Annotated in this window: 15 protein-coding genes; 6 read left to right on the top strand and 9 right to left on the bottom strand. The window is 69.5% G+C overall.

Features of this window, described 5'->3' with window-relative positions; translation table 11 throughout:
- The coding region (locus R6V09_RS24795; protein ID WP_317883633.1) for an FAD:protein FMN transferase at nt 1-777 on the bottom strand (777 nt) is incomplete at its 3' end.
- 15 nt (nt 778-792) lie between these two features.
- Between R6V09_RS24795 and R6V09_RS24790 the strand changes: the two genes are divergently transcribed.
- Complete coding sequence (locus R6V09_RS24790) at nt 793-1191, top strand: hypothetical protein (protein WP_317883632.1); 399 nt, start codon at nt 793-795, stop codon at nt 1189-1191.
- 51 nt (nt 1192-1242) lie between these two features.
- Here the strand turns inward: R6V09_RS24790 and R6V09_RS24785 are convergent, their stop codons facing one another.
- The 6 genes from R6V09_RS24785 to dxr form a co-directional block, all read right to left on the bottom strand.
- Entirely contained in the window at nt 1243-2946 is a 1704-nt protein-coding gene (locus R6V09_RS24785) for a proline--tRNA ligase (RefSeq protein WP_317883631.1), read from the bottom strand.
- A 73-nt stretch (nt 2947-3019) separates the two neighbouring features.
- The gene (locus tag R6V09_RS24780; RefSeq protein ID WP_317883630.1) at nt 3020-3583 is read right to left on the bottom strand and encodes a GNAT family N-acetyltransferase; all 564 of its coding nucleotides are present in this window, start codon (nt 3581-3583) and stop codon (nt 3020-3022) included.
- Between the two features lie 99 nt (nt 3584-3682).
- Nucleotides 3683-4531 (bottom strand): GNAT family N-acetyltransferase, encoded by an 849-nt coding sequence (locus tag R6V09_RS24775; protein WP_317883629.1) that lies wholly within the window; start codon nt 4529-4531, stop codon nt 3683-3685.
- A 267-nt stretch (nt 4532-4798) separates the two neighbouring features.
- The gene (gene ispG / locus R6V09_RS24770; RefSeq protein ID WP_317883628.1) at nt 4799-5956 is read right to left on the bottom strand and encodes a flavodoxin-dependent (E)-4-hydroxy-3-methylbut-2-enyl-diphosphate synthase; all 1158 of its coding nucleotides are present in this window, start codon (nt 5954-5956) and stop codon (nt 4799-4801) included.
- Nucleotides 5957-6124: 168 nt separating this feature from the next.
- Nucleotides 6125-7417, bottom strand: coding sequence for a M50 family metallopeptidase (locus R6V09_RS24765; protein WP_317883634.1), 1293 nt, complete (start codon nt 7415-7417; stop codon nt 6125-6127).
- A gap of 8 nt (nt 7418-7425) precedes the next feature.
- Nucleotides 7426-8694, bottom strand: a complete 1269-nt coding sequence (dxr, locus tag R6V09_RS24760; protein ID WP_317883627.1) for a 1-deoxy-D-xylulose-5-phosphate reductoisomerase — start codon at nt 8692-8694, stop codon at nt 7426-7428.
- Between the two features lie 188 nt (nt 8695-8882).
- On the opposite strand from dxr, the gene R6V09_RS24755 reads away from it, so the two are divergent.
- Nucleotides 8883-9332, top strand: a complete 450-nt coding sequence (locus R6V09_RS24755; RefSeq protein WP_317883626.1) for a lamin tail domain-containing protein — start codon at nt 8883-8885, stop codon at nt 9330-9332.
- Nucleotides 9333-9339: 7 nt separating this feature from the next.
- Here the strand turns inward: R6V09_RS24755 and R6V09_RS24750 are convergent, their stop codons facing one another.
- Nucleotides 9340-11271, bottom strand: coding sequence for an acyl-CoA dehydrogenase family protein (locus tag R6V09_RS24750; protein ID WP_317883625.1), 1932 nt, complete (start codon nt 11269-11271; stop codon nt 9340-9342).
- Between the two features lie 111 nt (nt 11272-11382).
- Nucleotides 11383-12192, bottom strand: coding sequence for a GH12 family glycosyl hydrolase domain-containing protein (locus R6V09_RS24745; RefSeq protein WP_317883624.1), 810 nt, complete (start codon nt 12190-12192; stop codon nt 11383-11385).
- A 266-nt stretch (nt 12193-12458) separates the two neighbouring features.
- Here R6V09_RS24745 and R6V09_RS24740 point away from each other — a divergent pair, with 266 nt between their 5' ends.
- From R6V09_RS24740 to R6V09_RS24725, 4 genes are all read left to right on the top strand, one after another.
- Nucleotides 12459-13472: a LacI family DNA-binding transcriptional regulator gene (locus R6V09_RS24740; RefSeq protein WP_317883623.1), complete on the top strand. Its 1014-nt coding sequence runs from the start codon at nt 12459-12461 to the stop codon at nt 13470-13472.
- A 64-nt stretch (nt 13473-13536) separates the two neighbouring features.
- Entirely contained in the window at nt 13537-15585 is a 2049-nt protein-coding gene (locus R6V09_RS24735) for a glycoside hydrolase family 31 protein (RefSeq protein WP_317883622.1), read from the top strand.
- A 105-nt stretch (nt 15586-15690) separates the two neighbouring features.
- A complete protein-coding gene (locus tag R6V09_RS24730; protein ID WP_317883621.1) occupies nt 15691-16053 on the top strand; it encodes a hypothetical protein in 363 nt (120 codons plus the stop codon).
- A 104-nt stretch (nt 16054-16157) separates the two neighbouring features.
- Nucleotides 16158-17139 (top strand): sulfotransferase family protein (locus R6V09_RS24725; RefSeq protein WP_317883620.1); only part of this gene is annotated, 982 nt, incomplete at its 3' end.

Raw genomic sequence — 17139 nt, 5'->3', positions numbered from 1 at the left:
GCGCCAGGGGCTGCGGACGGGGAGGCCGGTGCGCGGGTCGACGATGTGGTGCAGTTCGTGGCCGCTGCGGCGCCAGTTGCGGGCGGCGGTGCCCGAGGTGGCAAGGCCGCCGGAGCGCAGGCCGATCGTGGCGTACGTGCCGTGCGCGGGTGTCTCGTCGACGGAGCCGGTGACGTCCTGGACGCGGATGTTCCAGCCGCCGGCCGGGGGCTCCCCCGCGACGGCCGTGTCGCCGCCGAGGCTCACCAGGACTCCGCAGCCCGCCACTTCGGCGAGCATCGCCGCGGCTTTGTCGGCGGCCCAGGCCTTCGCCGTGGCGCCGAGGTCGAGGCGGACTCCGGCCGGGACGGTGACCGTGCCCGTCGTACGGTCGAGGTCGATCATGCGCCAGCCCGGGGCGCGCTTCACGGTGAGGCGGACCGGGCGGTCGTCGTCGCGGACGAGGGTGAAGTCGCGGTCGTAGCCGATGGCGTTCATCGCCGAGCCGACCGTCGGGTCGACCGCGCCGTCCGTCGCCTCGGCGGCGCGCAGTGCGACCGCCAACGCCTCGGCGAGCAGCGGGCTCACGGTGACCGGGCGGCCCAACGACGCGTCGAGGGCGGCGAGTTCGGAGTCGGCACGGAAGCGGCTGCACGCCGCGTCGACCTCGGCGAGGTGCCGGGCGAGGAGCAGATTGCAGGAGTCCAGCAGGGCCGGGTCGGTGACGACCAGCCGGACGCCGGTCCCCAGGGCGCGCCAGTCGGCGGCGGCGGTCGTGCGCAGAGTCGTTGTGGTCATCACGACGCTCCCGACGTGGAGTCGGTGGAGCTGCCGGACGAGGACGACACTCCGCTGGAGGACGCCTGGAGGTCCGAGGACGAAGAAGAAGACGAAGAAGAGGACGACGAGTTGTCCGAGGAGGAGCTGCTCGTCGAGTCGTCCGAGGAAGTGGAGGACGAAGAAGAAGACGAGGAAGACGACGACGAACCGGCGTCCGTGCTCGCCGTCGTGTCCGACTGCATCGTGCCGACCAGGGCGAACACCCCGGCAGCCGCCGCCAGCGTGACCGCTGCCGTGGCCGCCGCGATGCGCCGCTTGCCTCTGCGGACCGCCGCAGCGGCCCCACGCTCCTTGACTGTCATGGCCGTTCCCCTCCGCAGTGACTCTCTGTCACTCACTACGGTCGGGGACCAGCCTGAGAGAAGTCTGTGAGGCGGCCATACGCCTGCGCAGAACTCCCTGAGAGATCTCTTACAGGACGAGCTACGCGGTCAGGCGCGCGATCGCCTCGTCGACGGTCAGTTCCTCGCGCTCGCCGGTCCTGCGGTCCTTGAGCTCCAGGACGCCTTCAGCGGAGCGGCGGCCCGCGACCAGGATCTTCGGTACGCCGATCAGCTCGGAGTCGGTGAACTTCACGCCCGGGGAGACCCCGGCCCGGTCGTCGACCAGGACGCGCAGGCCGGCCGCGCGCAGCTTCTCCGAGACGTCGAGGGCGAGTTCGGTCTGCAGGGCCTTGCCTGCGGCGACCACGTGCACGTCGGCCGGGGCGACCTCGGCGGGCCAGCACAGGCCCTTGTCGTCGGCGGTCTGCTCGGCGAGGGCGGCGACCGCGCGGGAGACGCCGATGCCGTAGGAGCCCATGGTCACGCGGACCGGCTTGCCGTGCTGGCCGAGGACGTCGAGCTTGAGGGCGTCGGCGTACTTGCGGCCGAGCTGGAAGATGTGGCCGATCTCGATGGCGCGGTCCAGCTTGAGGCCGGTGCCGCACTTGGGGCAGGGGTCGCCCTCCTGCACGACCACGACGTCGACGTACTCGCCGACCTCGAAGTCACGGCCCGCGACGACGTACTTCGCGTGCGTGCCCTCCTTGTTGGCGCCCGTGATCCACGAGGTGCCGGGGGCGATGCGCGGGTCGGCGATGTAGGTGACCTTCTCGCCCAGGCCCTGCGGACCGACGTAGCCGCGCACGAGGTCGGGACGGCCGGTGAAGTCCTCCGCCGTCACCAACTCGACGGCGGCGGGGGCGAAGTGGGCCTCGACCTTGCCGAGGTCGACCTCGCGGTCACCGGGGACGCCTACGGCCACGATCTCGCCGTCGACCTTCACGAGGAGGTTCTTCAGGGTGGCGGAGGCCTCGACGCCGAGGTGGGCGGCGAGGGTCTCGATGGTGGGGGTGTCGGGGGTCGGGATCTCTTCGAGCGCGGGCACGCCGGTGGCGTCCACGGACTTCAACTCGTATGCGATCGCTTCGGTGTTGGCCGCGAAGTCGCAGTTCGGGCAGTCCGCGAAGGTGTCCTCGCCGGCCTCGGCCGGGGCGAGGAACTCCTCCGACTTGGAGCCGCCCATCGCGCCCGCGGTCGCGGCGCAGATGCGGTAGTCGAGGCCCAGGCGCGCGAAGACCTTCTGGTAGGCCTCGCGGTGCAGGGCGTACGACTTGGCGAGGCCCTCGTCCTCCGTGTCGAAGGAGTACGAGTCCTTCATCAGGAACTCGCGGCCACGGAGGATGCCGGCGCGGGGGCGGGCCTCGTCGCGGTACTTGTTCTGGATCTGGTAGAGGATGACCGGCAGGTCCTTGTACGAGGACGCCTGGTCCTTCACGATCAGCGTGAAGATCTCCTCGTGGGTGGGGCCGAGGAGGTAGTCGCCGCCCTTGCGGTCCTTGAGGCGGAACAGCTCGGGGCCGTACTCGTCCCAGCGGCCGGTCGCCTCGTACGGCTCCCGGGGCAGGATCGCGGGAAGCAGCACCTCCTGGGCGCCGATGGCGTCCATCTCCTCACGCACGATCCGCTCCACGTTCGAGAGGACCTTCTTGCCGAGGGGCAGCCAGCTCCAGATACCGGCGGCGGTGCGGCGGACGTAACCGGCCCGCACGAGCAGCTTGTGACTGAGGACCTCGGCGTCCGCCGGGTCGTCGCGCAGCGTCTTCGCCATCAACTGGGACATGCGCTGGACCGGTGCGTTCGCCATGGTTCCTGTACTCCTGCCGGGAAAGGGTGATGGCTAGGAGGTTAGCCGGGCGTGCTGTGCCGGTGGAAATCGGTTAGCGACGGCGGAGGGGCAGCGGGGCGCCCATGACGGCGTACGGCTTCGGGGCGCTCGGGAACAGGACCTGGCGGGCGAGGTCCTCGTAGCCGAGGGAGCGGTAGAGGCCCCGGGCCGGGCTGTCGGTGTCGATCGCGGAGAGGATCGAGCGGGGTTCGGTGACGGCGTCCGTGATGGTGGTGATCAGGGAACGGCCGGCGCCGCGGTTCTGGTAGTGCGGGTGGACGTGCAACTCGGTGATCACGAAGGAGTTGTCGAGCCACTCGTCGTGGTCGCGGGCTCGGAGGTACGGCTCCACGACTGTGGACCACCAGTGGGTGCGGTTGTTGGGCATGCCGTAGACGAAACCGACAAGGCGGCCATCGGTGGTGGCGCCAAGGGCGCGGGCGCCGGGGTAGGTCATGTGGCGCAGGACGATCTGGCGTCGTACCGCTACCTCGTCCTGGCCCAGGCCGAATGCGAGGGCTTGTACGGCCAGGGCTTCGTCCACGTGGGCCGAGAGGTCCAGGGGGGTGATCACGACGTCTTCGGGGTGGCGGTGGCCGTGACCGGGAAATCGCATGTGGGGAGAGTACAGGGGGTTCGGTTGTTGTTCGGGTGCGGGCCGTTCGTGGCTGGTCGCGCAGTTCCCCGCGCCCCTTGGGGGGCGCCCTTGGGCGGCTCAGAACAGAACGCTCATGAACGCGCCGACCTCTTGGAAGCCCACCCGCAGGTATGCCCGTCGTGCCGGCGTATTGAAGTCGTTGACATACAGGCTGACCACAGGAGCGACGTCCGCCAGCGCGTAGCGCAGTACCGATGCCATCGCCGGGGCCGCCACGCCCATCCCCCGGTACTCGGGGGCCACCCATACGCCCTGGATCTGGCAGGCCTTGGGTGTCGCCGCGCCGATCTCCGCCTTGAAGACGACCTTGCCGTACTCGTCGAGGCGGGCGAACGAGCGGCCGGAGCCCACTAGTTCGGCGACTCGGGCCTGGTAGAGGAGGCCGCCGTCGCCGGCCAGCGGGGAGACTCCCACCTCCTCGGTGAACATCGCCACGCACGCCGGCATGATCGTCTCCATCTCGTCCTTGCGGATGCGACGGACGTAGGGGTCGGGAGCGATGTCGGCGGGCAGGCGGTCGGCGACCATGAGGGGCTGGCGGGCGCGGACCTCGCGGGCCGGGCCCCAGCTCGGTTCCAACAGGCGCCACAGCTGGGCGGTGGCGTCGGCGGGGCCGACGATGGAGGAGCAGCGGCGGCCGGCCCGGCGGGCGCGGTCGGCGAAGGCGCGGATCGCCCGGGGGGTCGCGCAGATCGGGACGAGGTTGGCGCCCGCGTAGCAGAGGGACGTCAGCATGCCGTCCTCGTACCAGCCCCACATCTCGCCGCCGAGCCGCCACGGGTCGAGGCCTGCGACCTGAACCCGCGAGGTCACGAAGGCGTTCGTGACCGGCTCGCGGTCGAGTACGGCGAGCGCGGCTTCCAGGTCGCTCGGTTCGAGCACCCGAGAGGTGGTCTGGGTCAACACGTACGGGACCTCACCCTGAGGGTCTGCTGATCTCCGCACTGTACCTGCGGAAGCTGAGCGGTGCCGCCTTGTGTTGGCGCTCGCTTCTCTTGTGGGGGTGGGGGAAGTGGGCGTCTGGGGGCTGCCGCCCCCAGGCCCCCGCTTCGGCCTGGACGGCCTCGTCCTCAAGCGCCGGACGGGCTGATGGTGTCGACCGGCGCTGACAAGCGAAACCCAAGAGCTGAGACGTGGAGCCCAAGCCCTCTCAAGCGAAGCCCAAAGGCCTTTTCAGCCCGCGACCGCGACCGTCGGCTCGCCCGAAGCGACGCCGTCCGCCTCCATCTGCTCGGCGATCTTCATGGCTTCCTCGATCAGGGTCTCGACGATCTTCGACTCGGGGACGGTCTTGATGACCTCGCCCTTGACGAAGATCTGGCCCTTGCCGTTGCCGGAGGCGACGCCGAGGTCGGCCTCGCGGGCCTCGCCCGGGCCGTTGACGACACAGCCCATGACCGCGACCCGCAGCGGGACCTCCATTCCCTCCAGGCCCGCCGTGACCTCTTCGGCCAGCTTGTAGACGTCGACCTGGGCACGGCCGCAGGAAGGGCAGGAGACGATCTCCAGGCCGCGCTGCCTCAGGTTCAGCGACTCCAGGATCTGGTTGCCGACCTTGACCTCCTCGACCGGGGGCGCGGAGAGCGAGACGCGGATGGTGTCGCCGATGCCCTGCGAGAGGAGGGCGCCGAAGGCGACGGCCGACTTGATCGTGCCCTGGAAGGCCGGGCCCGCCTCGGTGACGCCGAGGTGCAACGGGTAGTCGCACTGGGCCGCGAGCTGGCGGTAGGCCTCGACCATCACGACCGGGTCGTTGTGCTTGACCGAGATCTTGATGTCCCGGAAGCCGTGCTCCTCGAAGAGGGACGCCTCCCAGAGGGCGGACTCGGCGAGCGCCTCGGGGGTCGCCTTGCCGTACTTCTTCAGCAATCGAGCGTCCAGCGAGCCGGCGTTCACGCCGATGCGGATCGGGGTGCCGTGGTCCTTCGCGGCCCGCGCGATCTCCTTGACCTTGTCGTCGAACTGCTTGATGTTGCCCGGGTTCACGCGGACCGCCGCGCAACCCGCCTCGATCGCCGCGAAGACGTACTTCGGCTGGAAGTGGATGTCCGCGATGACGGGGATCTGCGACTTGCGGGCGATCGTCGAGAGCGCGTCGGCGTCGTCCTGCGTCGGGCAGGCCACGCGGACGATCTGGCAGCCGGACGCGGTCAACTCGGCGATCTGCTGGAGGGTGGCGCCGATGTCCGACGTACGGGTGGTCGTCATGGACTGCACGGACACCGGCGCGTCGCCGCCGACCGCCACGGATCCGACCTGGATCTGCCGGCTCTTGCGGCGCTCGGCAAGCCGGGTCGGAACGGACGGAATGCCGAGAGAAATCGCAGTCATCTGCTGTGCAACCCCAAGTCGTGGATCAAGGCCCCGGTCCCGGAACAGCGGGCTCCAGGCTTCGAGATTACGTCAAGCGTGCGGGCCCGAGCACATCCCGGCCGTAAACCCACTCAATGGAGGGCGGCCCCGCACCAAGGATGCGAGGCCGCCACAAACTACGAATGGCTAGGAGATTTTCACCGGGTTAACCACGTCCGCCACCAGGACGAGCAAGGTGAAGCAGACGAAGATCCCCGCCACCACATAGGCGACCGGCATCAGCTTCGCCACGTCGAACGGGCCCGGGTCCGGGCGCTTGAGCACCTTCGCCAGGTTCCGGCGCAGTGCCTCCCACAGCGCGCCCGCGACATGCCCGCCGTCGAGCGGGAGCAGCGGGAGCATGTTGAAGAGGAAGAGGGAGAGGTTGAAGCCGGCGACCAGCATCAGGGCCATGGCCAGTTGCTGGGTGGGCGGGATGTCGAGGGTGAAGATCTCGCCGCCGACGCGGGCCGCGCCGACCACGCCCATCGGGGAGTCGGCCTGGCGGGGGGCGCCGTCGAAGGCCGCGTTCCACAGGGCCGGGATCTTGCCGGGGAGGTCGGCGATGGAGTCGACGGCCTCGCCGAGGCGGTCGGTCATCCAGGTGACCGAGTCGCCGAGGTCCTGGCGGACGATGCCGGTGGCCGCGCTGAAGCCGAGGAAGCCGGCGGTGACGTACTGGCCCTGGACGATCTGGCCGCTGGAGTCCTTCCTGGCGACCTGGTTGCTCGCGATCTTCGCGTGCAGGGTGACTTCCTGGCCCTTGCGCTCGACGACGATCGCGACCGTCTTGCCGGGGGCGGCGCGGATCAGGTCGGAGAGTTTGTTCCAGTCCGTCGTCTTCACGCCGTTGAAGCTGAGGATCTTGTCGCCGGCCTTGAGGCCCGCCGCGGCGGCCGGGGAGGCCGGGTCGGTCGACCTGCAGGTGTCGCGGTTCTGGCTCTGCGCGATGACGCACTGGGAGACCGAGCTGACCGTGTTGGTCTGCTGCGAGATGCCGAAGCCCATCAGGACGGTGAGGAAGAGCGCCACCGCGAGGATGAGGTTCATGAAGGGGCCCGCGAACATCACGATGACCCGTTTCCAGGGCTTGCGTGTGTAGAACAGGCGGGTCTCGTCGCCGGGCTGGAGTTCCTCGAAGGCCGCCGAGCGGGCGTCCTCGATCATGCTGCGCCAGGGCGAGGTGGAGCGGGCGGTGATCCGGCCGTCGTCGCCGGGCGGGAACATGCCGATCATGCGGATGTAGCCGCCGAACGGGATGGCCTTGAACCCGTACTCGGTGTCGCCCTTCTTCCGGGACCAGATGGTCGGGCCGAAGCCCACCATGTACTGGGGCACCCGGATGCCGAAGAGCTTCGCCGTGGACAGATGCCCCAGCTCGTGCCAGGCGATCGAGACCAGCAGGCCGACCGCGAAGACGACTATGCCGAGGATCATCATCAGGGCTGTCATGCACGGGCCTCCGCGTTCGCCGTGGTCGTCTGCGCTGTCAGTTCGCGGGCCCGGGCGCGTGCCCAGGTCTCCGCTTCGAGGACGTCGGACACGGTAAGCGAGGTTCCCGTGGCCGGTGTCCCGTGTTCCTCGACCACTCGTGTCACCGTCTCCATGATTCCGTTGAACGGCAGCGCGCCCGCGCGGAACGCCTCCACGCACTCCTCGTTGGCCGCATTGAACACCGCCGGAGCCGTGCCCGCGAGCTGTCCCACATGCCGGGCGAGGCCGACCGACGGAAACGCGTCGGTGTCGAGCGGGAAGAACTCCCACGTCGACGCCTTGCTCCAGTCGAACGCGGGCGCCGCGTCCGGGACCCGCTCGGGCCAGCCGAGCCCGATGGCGATGGGCCCGCGCATGTCGGGGGGCGTCGCCTGGGCGAGTGTCGAACCGTCCGTGAATTCCACCATCGAGTGGACATACGACTGCGGGTGCACGACCACCTCAATGCGATCGAAGGGAATGTCGTACAGCAGGTGCGCCTCGATCACTTCCAGACCCTTGTTCACCAAGGTTGCTGAGTTGATCGTGATCACTGGGCCCATCGCCCAGGTGGGGTGCGCGAGTGCCTCTTCTACGGTCACTCGCGCCAAGTCCGCCTTCGTACGGCCGCGGAAGGGGCCGCCGGACGCGGTGACGACGAGCTTGCGGACGTCGGCGCGGGTACCGGCCGCGAGGGCCTGGAAGAGGGCCGCGTGCTCGGAGTCCACCGGGATGATCTGGCCGGGCTTGGCGAGCGCCTTCACCAGTGGGCCGCCGACGATGAGCGACTCCTTGTTGGCGAGGGCGAGAACGCGGCCCGCCTCCAGGGCGGCGAGGGTGGGCGCGAGTCCGATGGAGCCGGTGATGCCGTTCAGCACGGTGTGGCAGTCGGAGGCGGCGAGCTGCGTGGCCGCGTCCGGGCCGGCCAGGATCTCGGGCAGCGGCTCCCCGGTGCGGTACTGCGCGGAGAGCGCTTCGCGCAGTACCGGTACGACGTCCTCGCGGGCGACCGCGACCGTCCGCACCCTGAACTGGTACGCCTGCTCGGCGAGGAGCCCGACCCGGCCGCCGTTCGCGGAGAGGGCGGTGACCCGGAAACGGTCCGGGTTGCGCAGCACCAGGTCGATGGCCTGGGTGCCGATGGACCCGGTGGAGCCGAGGATCACCAGGGCCTTGGGACCGTCGCCGACGACGGGGTCGTAGACGAGATGTGGGTCGGCGAGGGGTGCTGGACTGTCGCTCATCCCTCCATTGTTGCCGCAACGGGTGGCCGGGGGGACAGCGGTTCCCTCTGGCGGGTGGCTTATCGGCTCTCATCGGTGATTGAAGGGAAATCCCCCTTTGTGAATACGACGTGAAGGTCTTGTGATAACACTTCAGTCCTGCGCCGGTGGACGACCGGCCAGTGGACGACATCCTGGGGGGATTCTCCATGCGGATACGCGCTGCCCTGCCCGCGCTCGCGGGCGCCGTGATACTCACCGGCACCTTGCTCAGCACCCCGGCCGAGGCCGCCGGCGGGGTCACGATCTACCACGTCTGGTTCGACAGCCCGGGCTCGGACACCCGGTCCAACACGAGCCTGAACGGCGAGTGGGTGCAGATCAAGAACACCAGCCGGTCGGCGATCTCGCTCAAGGGGTGGGTCCTCAAGGACGTCTCCAACCACCGGTACGTCTTCAAGAACATCAAGATCGGCGCCGGCAAGTACATCAAGGTGCACACCGGCAAGGGCTCGGACACCGCGTCGAACACGTACCAGGGCCGCGGCGCCTACGTCTGGAACAACACCAGCGACACGGCGACGCTGACCAGAGCGACCGGCAGCAAGGTCGACACCTGCTCCTGGACGACGCGGGATCCGAGCGACAAGTACTGCTGATCCGGGGTCAGTCGACGGGCCGGTGGACGTTCTCCATCTTGCTGGGTCCGGGGGTCGCGTCGGCGATCCACGGGCCCTCGCCCGACGGGTCGACGATCCCCTCCTCCAGCCATGTGTACGCGCCGCCCATGACTCCCTTGACCACCTTGCGGTCGAGGTCGTCGGTGTTGGTCCACAGCCGGCCGAAGAGTTCCTCGACGCGGATGCGGGACTGTTGGCAGAAGGCGTCGGCGAGTTGGTAGGCCTCGCGGCCGTGTTCGCCCTGGGTGCGCAGGAGTTCGGCCCGTACGCAGACCGCGCTCATCGCGAAGAGCTCCGCGCCGATGTCGACGATCCGGCCCAGGAAGCCCTGTTTGGTCTCCATGCGGCCCTGCCAGCGGGACATGGCGTAGAAGGTGGAGCGGGCCAGTTTGCGGGCGCTTCGTTCGACGTAGCGAAGGTGCCGGGAGAGGTCGATGCCGTGGCGGAACTCGCCGTAGGTGCCCGGGAGTTGGCCGCTGCCCGCGACCAGCTTCGGGAGCCACTTGGCGTAGAAGACGCCCGCGTTGGCGCCCGCTTTCGCCTTGTCCTGAAGGGACTTGTCCGGGTCGATGAGGTCGCCGGCGACCTTGAGGTGGGCGTCGACGGCCTCGCGGGCGATGAGGAGGTGCATGATCTCCGTCGAGCCCTCGAAGATGCGGTTGATGCGCAGGTCGCGCAGGACCTGTTCGGCGGGGACCGCCCTCTCGCCGCGGGCCGCGAGCGACTCCGCCGTCTCGAAGCCTCGGCCGCCGCGGATCTGGACCAGCTCGTCGGCCATCAGCCAGCCCATCTCGGAGGCGAAGAGCTTGGCCAGCGCGCCCTCGATGCGGATGTCGTTGCGGTCCTCGTCGGCCATCTGGCTGGACAGGTCGAGTACGGCCTCCAGGGCGAAGGTCGTCGCCGCGATGAAGGAGATCTTCTTGCCCACGGCCTCGTGCTCGGCGATCGGCCTGCCCCACTGCTCCCGGGCCGCCGACCACTCGCGGGCGATCTTCAGACACCACTTGCCTGCGGCGACGCAGGACGCGGGGAGGGAGAGGCGGCCGGTGTTGAGGGTGGTGAGGGCGATCTTCAGGCCCGCACCCTCGGGGCCGATGCGGTTGGCGGCCGGGACCCGGACCTGATGGAAGCGGGTGACGCCGTTCTCGATGCCGCGCAGGCCCATGAAGGCGTTGCGGTTCTCGACGGTGATGCCGGGCGAGTCGGCCTCCACGACGAACGCCGTGATGCCGCCCTTGCCGTCCTCGGACCTGGGCACCCGAGCCATCACGACCAGCAGGTCGGCGACGACCCCGTTGGTGGTCCACAGCTTCACGCCGTCGAGGACGTACGCGTCCCCGTCCCGCACCGCGCTGGTCGCCAGGCGTGCCGGGTCGGAGCCGACGTCCGGTTCGGTGAGCAGGAAGGCGCTGATGTCGGTACGGGCGCAGCGGGGCAGGAACTCGGCCTTCTGCTCGTCCGTGCCGAAGAGCTTCAGCGGCTGCGGTACGCCGATCGACTGGTGGGCGGAGAGGAGCACGCCGACCGCGGGGCAGGCCGAGCCCGCGAGGGCCAGCGCCTTGTTGTAGTACACCTGGGTGAGGCCGAGGCCGCCGTACTTGGTGTCGATCTTCATGCCGAGGGCGCCGATCTCCTTGAGGCCGGTGATGACCTCGTCGGGGATGCGGGCCTCGCGTTCGATACGGGCGGCGTCGATCTCCGTCTCGCAGAGGACGCGCAGCTTGGCGAGGAACTCCTCGCCGCGCTGGGCGTCGTCGTCCGGCGGGAGCGGGTGGGGGTGGATGAGGTCGAGCCGGAAGCGGCCGAGGAACAGTTCCTTGGCGAAGCTGGGCTTGCGCCAGTCCTGTTCCCGGGCGGCCTCCGCCACCTGCCGAGCTTCTCGCTCGGTGACGGTGGGTTTGCTGGGTGGAGCGGACATGAGGCTCACCTCGCCGCGAATCGGACCCTCGGCCCTCGGTGGTTACCGATGGGTGCTACCCGTTCGTATCTACCCGATCCGCCGCGAAGCAGCCACCCTTCGCGCGTCCGTTCAGCCGATGTCGACGGAGTAGGCCTTGGTGTCAAGGCGGCCCGAGCCCTTGAAGACCTCGGTGCCGGACTCGATTCCGGAGAGGTACTTGTCGTTGCTCAGCAGCTTGCGGCGGACCAGGGCCTGGGTGAAGTCGTCGATGTTCAGGGTGGCCTTGGTGGTGTTGGTGCGGCGGACGAAGGAGTACACGTTCCAGCCGATGTTCCCCTGGTAGATGTCCCACATGGCGCCGTCGAGGCTGACGCTGCCGTACTTGGTGCCGAGCGGGCCCGCGCCGCCCTGCCGGTCGAGCCAGATCATGATCTCGTCGGTGGGCTGGTCCGCCCAGTCGGCGGTGTTCTTGGCGTGCAGCCAGAGGTCGTAGGCGACGTCGAGGGTGCCGGGGCTGGAGCTGAGCGAGAAGTCCCAGGTCGTCCGCACCGGCTTGTGGTCGCCGACGCGGATCGGGAGTCCGGTGGTGGCCTTGTCGACCTTCCAGCCCCAGTGCCAGCCGAGGACGGTACTGGCGTACGACTTCACGTCCGCGTCGGTGCCCTTGCTGTTGTTGGCCCAGCTGAAGGACGTGCCCCACGAAATCGTGGACCCCGCCTGGGAGTTGTCCCAGACGCACTGGCTGCCGGTGGCCTTGTCCTGGCCCCAGAGGTTGTTGTTCACGTAGTACTTGCCGAGCGTGACGGTGTCGTAGGCCCCGCACTTCTTGCTGGTCTCGCCCGCCCGGGCGACGGTGACGCCGGCGAGGGCCGTGAGGGCGACCGAGGCCGCGGCCAGCACCTTCGCCTTCTTCGAGAGGCGGGGTCTGCGGTGTTGCATCGGGGGTCCTTCCGGGGGACGGTTCGGCTACGGCCCGATCAGCGGCCGTTACGACCTGTCAGTGGCCGCCGACCCGCCCGGAGGTTGCCTTCCCCGCGCGGAGAATCCCGGGAGCCTCCCGCTGAGCCCGGTTTCCGGAGAAAGTGTCGAAGCGCTTCGACAACCTATGGACACCCACACCGCCTGAAGCTAATGTCGAACCACCCTCACCCGCCCTTGTCAGCAACGCGCACTGTCGAAGCGCTTCACAAAGCTTGGAGAGCTGGATGGTCACCCTCGCCGAGGTCGCCCAGCACGCCGGAGTCTCGGCGAGCACGGTGAGCTATGTCCTCAGCGGCAAGCGGTCCATCTCCGGAGCCACCCGGCAGCGGGTCGAGCAGAGCATCCGCGAGCTGGGCTACCACCCGAACGCGGGCGCCCGCGCCCTGGCCAGCGCCAGATCGAACATCATCGCGCTGATGGTGCCGCTGCGCACCGACATGTACGTGCCGGTGATGATGGAGATCGCCATCGCCGTGGCGACCACCGCCCGCCTGCACGGCTACGACGTGCTGCTGCTCACCGGCGAGGAGGGCCCCGACGCGGTACGCCGGGTCACCGGCAGCGGGCTCGCCGACGCGATGATCCTGATGGACGTCGAACTAGCAGACGAGCGGCTGCCGTTGCTGCGCGGCACCGACCAGCCGTCCGTGCTGATCGGACTCCCCGCCGACACCACCGGACTGACCTGCGTCGACCTCGACTTCGGGGCGACCGGCGCGCTGTGCGTCGAGCACCTCGCGAAGCTCGGTCACCACGACATCGCTGTCATCGGCGAGGCACCCGGGGTCTACGAGCGGCACACCGGATTCGCCGAGCGCACCCTCGACGGACTCCGGTCCAGGGCACGGGAGTTGGACCTTCGGGTGCTGCACCGGCCGTGCGAGGGCGGGTACGACGCGATGACGACGACCCTGGCCCGGATCTTCGACGAGCGCCCCGGCACCACGGGGTTCGTCGTGCAGAACGAGTCGGCGGTCGAGCCGCTGCTCGCGCTGCTGCGCCAGCAGGGCCGGGCCGTGCCGGAGGACGTGTCGGTGGTCGCGGTCTGCCCCGACCAGGTCGCCACCCAGGCCTCGGTGCGGCTGACGTCCGTCGCCATCCCCGCGCAGGAGATGGGGCGTTACGCCGTGGAGCACCTGGTGGCCAAGCTGGACGGCCGCGGCAGCGACGAAGTCGTGCTGATCGCACCGGAGTTGACGGTGCGGGCGAGTACGGGGCCGGCGCCGTCAGCTTCTTGACCAGCCACGCTCCCCCGTGTTTGTGCGGTTACCCCCTGTCTGTTTTCCTCCAGGAGCACTCCTCGTGAATCAGCCTGCCGTAATCCAGTCCGAGGTCAGTCTCGCGCAGTCCTCCCCCACCATCGGAACGTTCCGTGAGCGGGACGGCGCCCTGGAGTGGAGCGGGCGTCAGGAGACCGTACGCATCGAGCCCTGGGGTCCGGACGCGGTACGGGTCAGGGCCCGGCTCGGCGGTCCGCTGCTCGACGGTCTGCCGGGCGCGCTCCTGGACGAGGCGCCGCCCACCGAGGCGAGCGTCAAGATCGAGGAGGGCCAAGGGACCCTGACCGTGGGCGCGTTGACCGTCCACGTCGACGCCGAGGGCCTGATCCGCTTCCTGCGCACCGAGGACTCCGCCGAACTCCTCGCGGAGGCCCGCGCCCACTTCTGGTGGCCCGGCTCGCGGCTCTACACGGCGGTCGGCAACGGCCACCACCGACTGGAGCAGCGCTTCGCCGCGTACGAGGACGAGAAGCTGTACGGCCTCGGGCAGCACCAGCACGGGAAGCTGGACCAGAAGGGACTGGTCCTCGACCTGGTGCAGCGCAACGCCGAGGTGGGCATCCCGGTGCTCGTCTCCAGCCGCGGCTACACCCTGCTGTGGAACAACCCGGCGATCGGCCGGGTGGAGCTGGCCGGCAACGGCACGCGCTGGGTGGCCGATTCGGCCCGGCAGATCGACTACTGGATCACCGCCGGCGACCCGGCCGACGGGCAGCGCCGCTACAGCGCGGTGACCGGCCGTACGCCGATGCTGCCGAAGTGGGCGGCGGGCTTCTGGCAGTGCAAGCTGCGCTACCGCACCCAGGCCGAACTCCTCGCCGTGGCACGGGAGTACAAGCGCCGCGACCTGCCCCTCTCCGCCATCGTCTGCGACTTCTTCCACTGGACGCATCTGGGCGACTGGAAGTTCGACCCGGCCGAGTGGCCCGACCCGGCCGCGATGGTCCGCGAACTGGACGAGCTGGGCGTGAAGTTGGTGGTGAGCGTCTGGCCGTCGGTGTCGCCGCTGAGCGAGAACCACTCGGTGCTGGAGCAGCGCGGCCATCTGATCGGCACCCAGTACGGGCCGATGGCACACGCCGACTGGCCGGACAAGGGGGTCGCGTCGACCGTCCAGGTGGCCTTCTACGACGCGACCAACCCTGAGGCCCGCGAGTTCCTGTGGTCGAGGATCCGCGACAACTACCTTGCGCCGTACGGCATCACGGCCTTCTGGCTGGACGCCTGCGAGCCTGAGCTGAAGCCGGGCTTCCAGGAGAACCTGCGCTACTGGGCGGGCCCGGGCCTGGAGGTCGGCAACATCTACCCGGCCGAGAACTCCCGTACGTTCTATGAGGGGTTGCGGGCCTCCGGCTCGGGCGACGACGAGATCATCACCCTCAACCGCTCGGCGTGGGCGGGCAGTCAGCGCTATGGCGCCGCGCTCTGGTCGGGTGACATCGGCACCGACTTCGCGACCCTGCGCCGCCAGATAGCCGCGGGTCTCAACACCGCGCTGTCCGGCATCCCTTGGTGGAACACGGACATCGGCGGCTTCCACGGCGGCGACCCGGACGACCCGGCGTACCAGGAGGTCATGGTCCGCTGGTTCCAGTTCGGCGCGCTGTCCCCGCTGATGCGCCTGCACGGCTTCCGCGACCCGGGCATGCCGCTGGGCCCCGACATGACGGGCGGCCCCAACGAGGTCTGGTCGTACGGCGATCAGGCACTGCCGATCCTGGAGAAGTACCTGCGGCTGCGCGAGCGCCTGCGGCCCTACGTCCTCGATGTGATGCGGGCCGCGCACGAGGAAGGGCTGCCGGTGATGCGGCCGTTGTTCCTGGAGTTCCCCGGGGACCAGGCGGCCTGGTCGGTCGACGACGCGTATCTCTTCGGCCCGGACCTGCTGGTCGCGCCGGTGCTGACGGCGGGCGCCACGGCCCGTACGGCCTATCTCCCGGCGGGCGCCTGGTGGACGGACGCGTGGACGGGCGAGATGTACGAGGGCGGCACGGCCGTGACGGTCGACGCCCCGCTGGACCGCATCCCGCTGTTCCTGCGCGACGGGGCGACGCTGCCGGTGGCGGAGTAGCCGAACTCCCTTACAGGTTAAGGCGGTTGAGCCGTGACGCTTCTGTTGTGCGGAAGTGTGGGCTCCGCCACAGCCGAGCCCTTCCGGTACTGATGGACTCACCCGATGTCCTTCCGCCAGCTCGCCACCGCGGCAGGCCTCGCCGCGCTCGCCCTCTACCTCTGGGGTCTGCTCCAGCTCATGGGCGCGATCATGAGCGCCGAGGACGGCGGCACCGACTCGTCACCCCTGGTGCCGTGCCGCCCGGCGAACTGGTGGTACGACGAGAGAGCCCTCAGCGTCACCGACTACTCCGTGGACTTCTTCCCCCTCCGCTTCGTATGCGAGACGAAGGGCGGCGGAAGCTTTGTCGCCGACGCCGTTCCCGGTTACGTCAACCCCGGGGTGGAGGTCCTCGCGCTGGTCGCCGTTGGTTGCAGAGGCGCCGCGCTCTTCCAGGGGGAGCGGCCCGGCGACCGTCTGACCTGAAGGGAGTTACCTGCCGGTAAATCTCTCAACTCACAGGTATCGCATGGTGGTTGGACAGGGTAGATCGTCCCTCTCCCCACCCCCTGCGAAAGGAACACGCTGCCGTGTTCTCCGGTCCTCCGGCCCGTACCGTGGCCAATCTGCTGCTCCGGCCGGGCTTCCGCTCCCGCCGTACGCCCGACGCCGTCTTCGACCGTATGCTCGCGGACGCCGGGCAGGCAGAGGACGATCAGCAGTTCAACGACGAATTCCGGTTCCTGCTGCGATGTTGGGCGGGCGCCGAGAACCTCACCCCGGTCGGCTGGCTGTCGGCACGCGGGCACATCGGCCGGCATCTCACCAACCGGTCCCGCGTCCGGCGGCTGCTCGCCGAGCACCCCGACATCGCCGAAGAGCCCATCGACAGACCGGTGTTCGTGGTGGGCCTGCCGCGTACCGCCACCACGCTCACCCACGGGGTGCTGTCCCTGTCGGACGAGCACCGCTGCCCACTGCTCTGGGAGTTACTGACACCCGACCTCGAACTCGGCCCCGAGCAGCGGGAGAAGGCGATCACAGCCGCGCGCCAGTTGGTCGGCGGCATCGATCTGTTCTCCCCGCGCTTCCGCGACATCCACGGCCTGCGGCCGGAGGGTCCGGAGGAGTGCACGTTCGCGCTCCCGCACACCGTGATGCCGCTGTCCCAGGCCCGCATCCCGGAGTACCTGGCCTGGCACGACGCCAGGGACTTCGTCCTCGACTACCGCCACCTCAAGCAGGTCTACCAAGTCCTCCAGTACGGCCGCCCGCGTCGCCGTTGGGTACTGAAGTCCCCGCTGCACCTGGAGAATCTGGAGGCACTGCACGCCGTCTTCCCGGACGCCACGATCGTGTGGACGCACCGCGATCCGGCCACCGTCGTGGCCTCGTTCTGCAGCCTGGTCGAGCACGGCATGACCGTGAGCACCGACCCCCTCGACCTGCACGTCATCGGCGCCACCTGGCTGGAGCTGCTGAGCCGCTCCGCGTCCCGCGGCCTCGCGGCCCGTGCCGCCCTCCCCCGCGGCGCCCTGGTGGACGTGCCCTACTCCTGGCTCGGCACCGACC

Origin of the sequence: Streptomyces sp. W16 (assembly GCF_033194735.1) — a bacterium.
Classification (GTDB): domain Bacteria; phylum Actinomycetota; class Actinomycetes; order Streptomycetales; family Streptomycetaceae; genus Streptomyces.
The sequence above is the reverse complement of the archived record's forward strand: the minus strand, read 5'-3'. Positions and strand labels throughout refer to the sequence as shown.

What these genes read in the sequence shown, in the direction of transcription:
- R6V09_RS24785 (WP_317883631.1), bottom strand. Translation starts at nt 2,946, where the DNA reads ATGGCGAACGCACCGGTCCAGCGCATGTCCCAGTTGATGGCGAAGACG.
- R6V09_RS24780 (WP_317883630.1), bottom strand. Translation starts at nt 3,583, where the DNA reads ATGCGATTTCCCGGTCACGGCCACCGCCACCCCGAAGACGTCGTGATC.
- ispG (WP_317883628.1), bottom strand. Translation starts at nt 5,956, where the DNA reads ATGACTGCGATTTCTCTCGGCATTCCGTCCGTTCCGACCCGGCTTGCC.
- R6V09_RS24765 (WP_317883634.1), bottom strand. Translation starts at nt 7,417, where the DNA reads ATGATGATCCTCGGCATAGTCGTCTTCGCGGTCGGCCTGCTGGTCTCG.
- dxr (WP_317883627.1), bottom strand. Translation starts at nt 8,694, where the DNA reads ATGAGCGACAGTCCAGCACCCCTCGCCGACCCACATCTCGTCTACGAC.
- R6V09_RS24755 (WP_317883626.1), top strand. Translation starts at nt 8,883, where the DNA reads ATGCGGATACGCGCTGCCCTGCCCGCGCTCGCGGGCGCCGTGATACTC.
- R6V09_RS24750 (WP_317883625.1), bottom strand. Translation starts at nt 11,271, where the DNA reads ATGTCCGCTCCACCCAGCAAACCCACCGTCACCGAGCGAGAAGCTCGG.
- R6V09_RS24745 (WP_317883624.1), bottom strand. Translation starts at nt 12,192, where the DNA reads ATGCAACACCGCAGACCCCGCCTCTCGAAGAAGGCGAAGGTGCTGGCC.
- R6V09_RS24740 (WP_317883623.1), top strand. Translation starts at nt 12,459, where the DNA reads ATGGTCACCCTCGCCGAGGTCGCCCAGCACGCCGGAGTCTCGGCGAGC.
- R6V09_RS24730 (WP_317883621.1), top strand. Translation starts at nt 15,691, where the DNA reads ATGTCCTTCCGCCAGCTCGCCACCGCGGCAGGCCTCGCCGCGCTCGCC.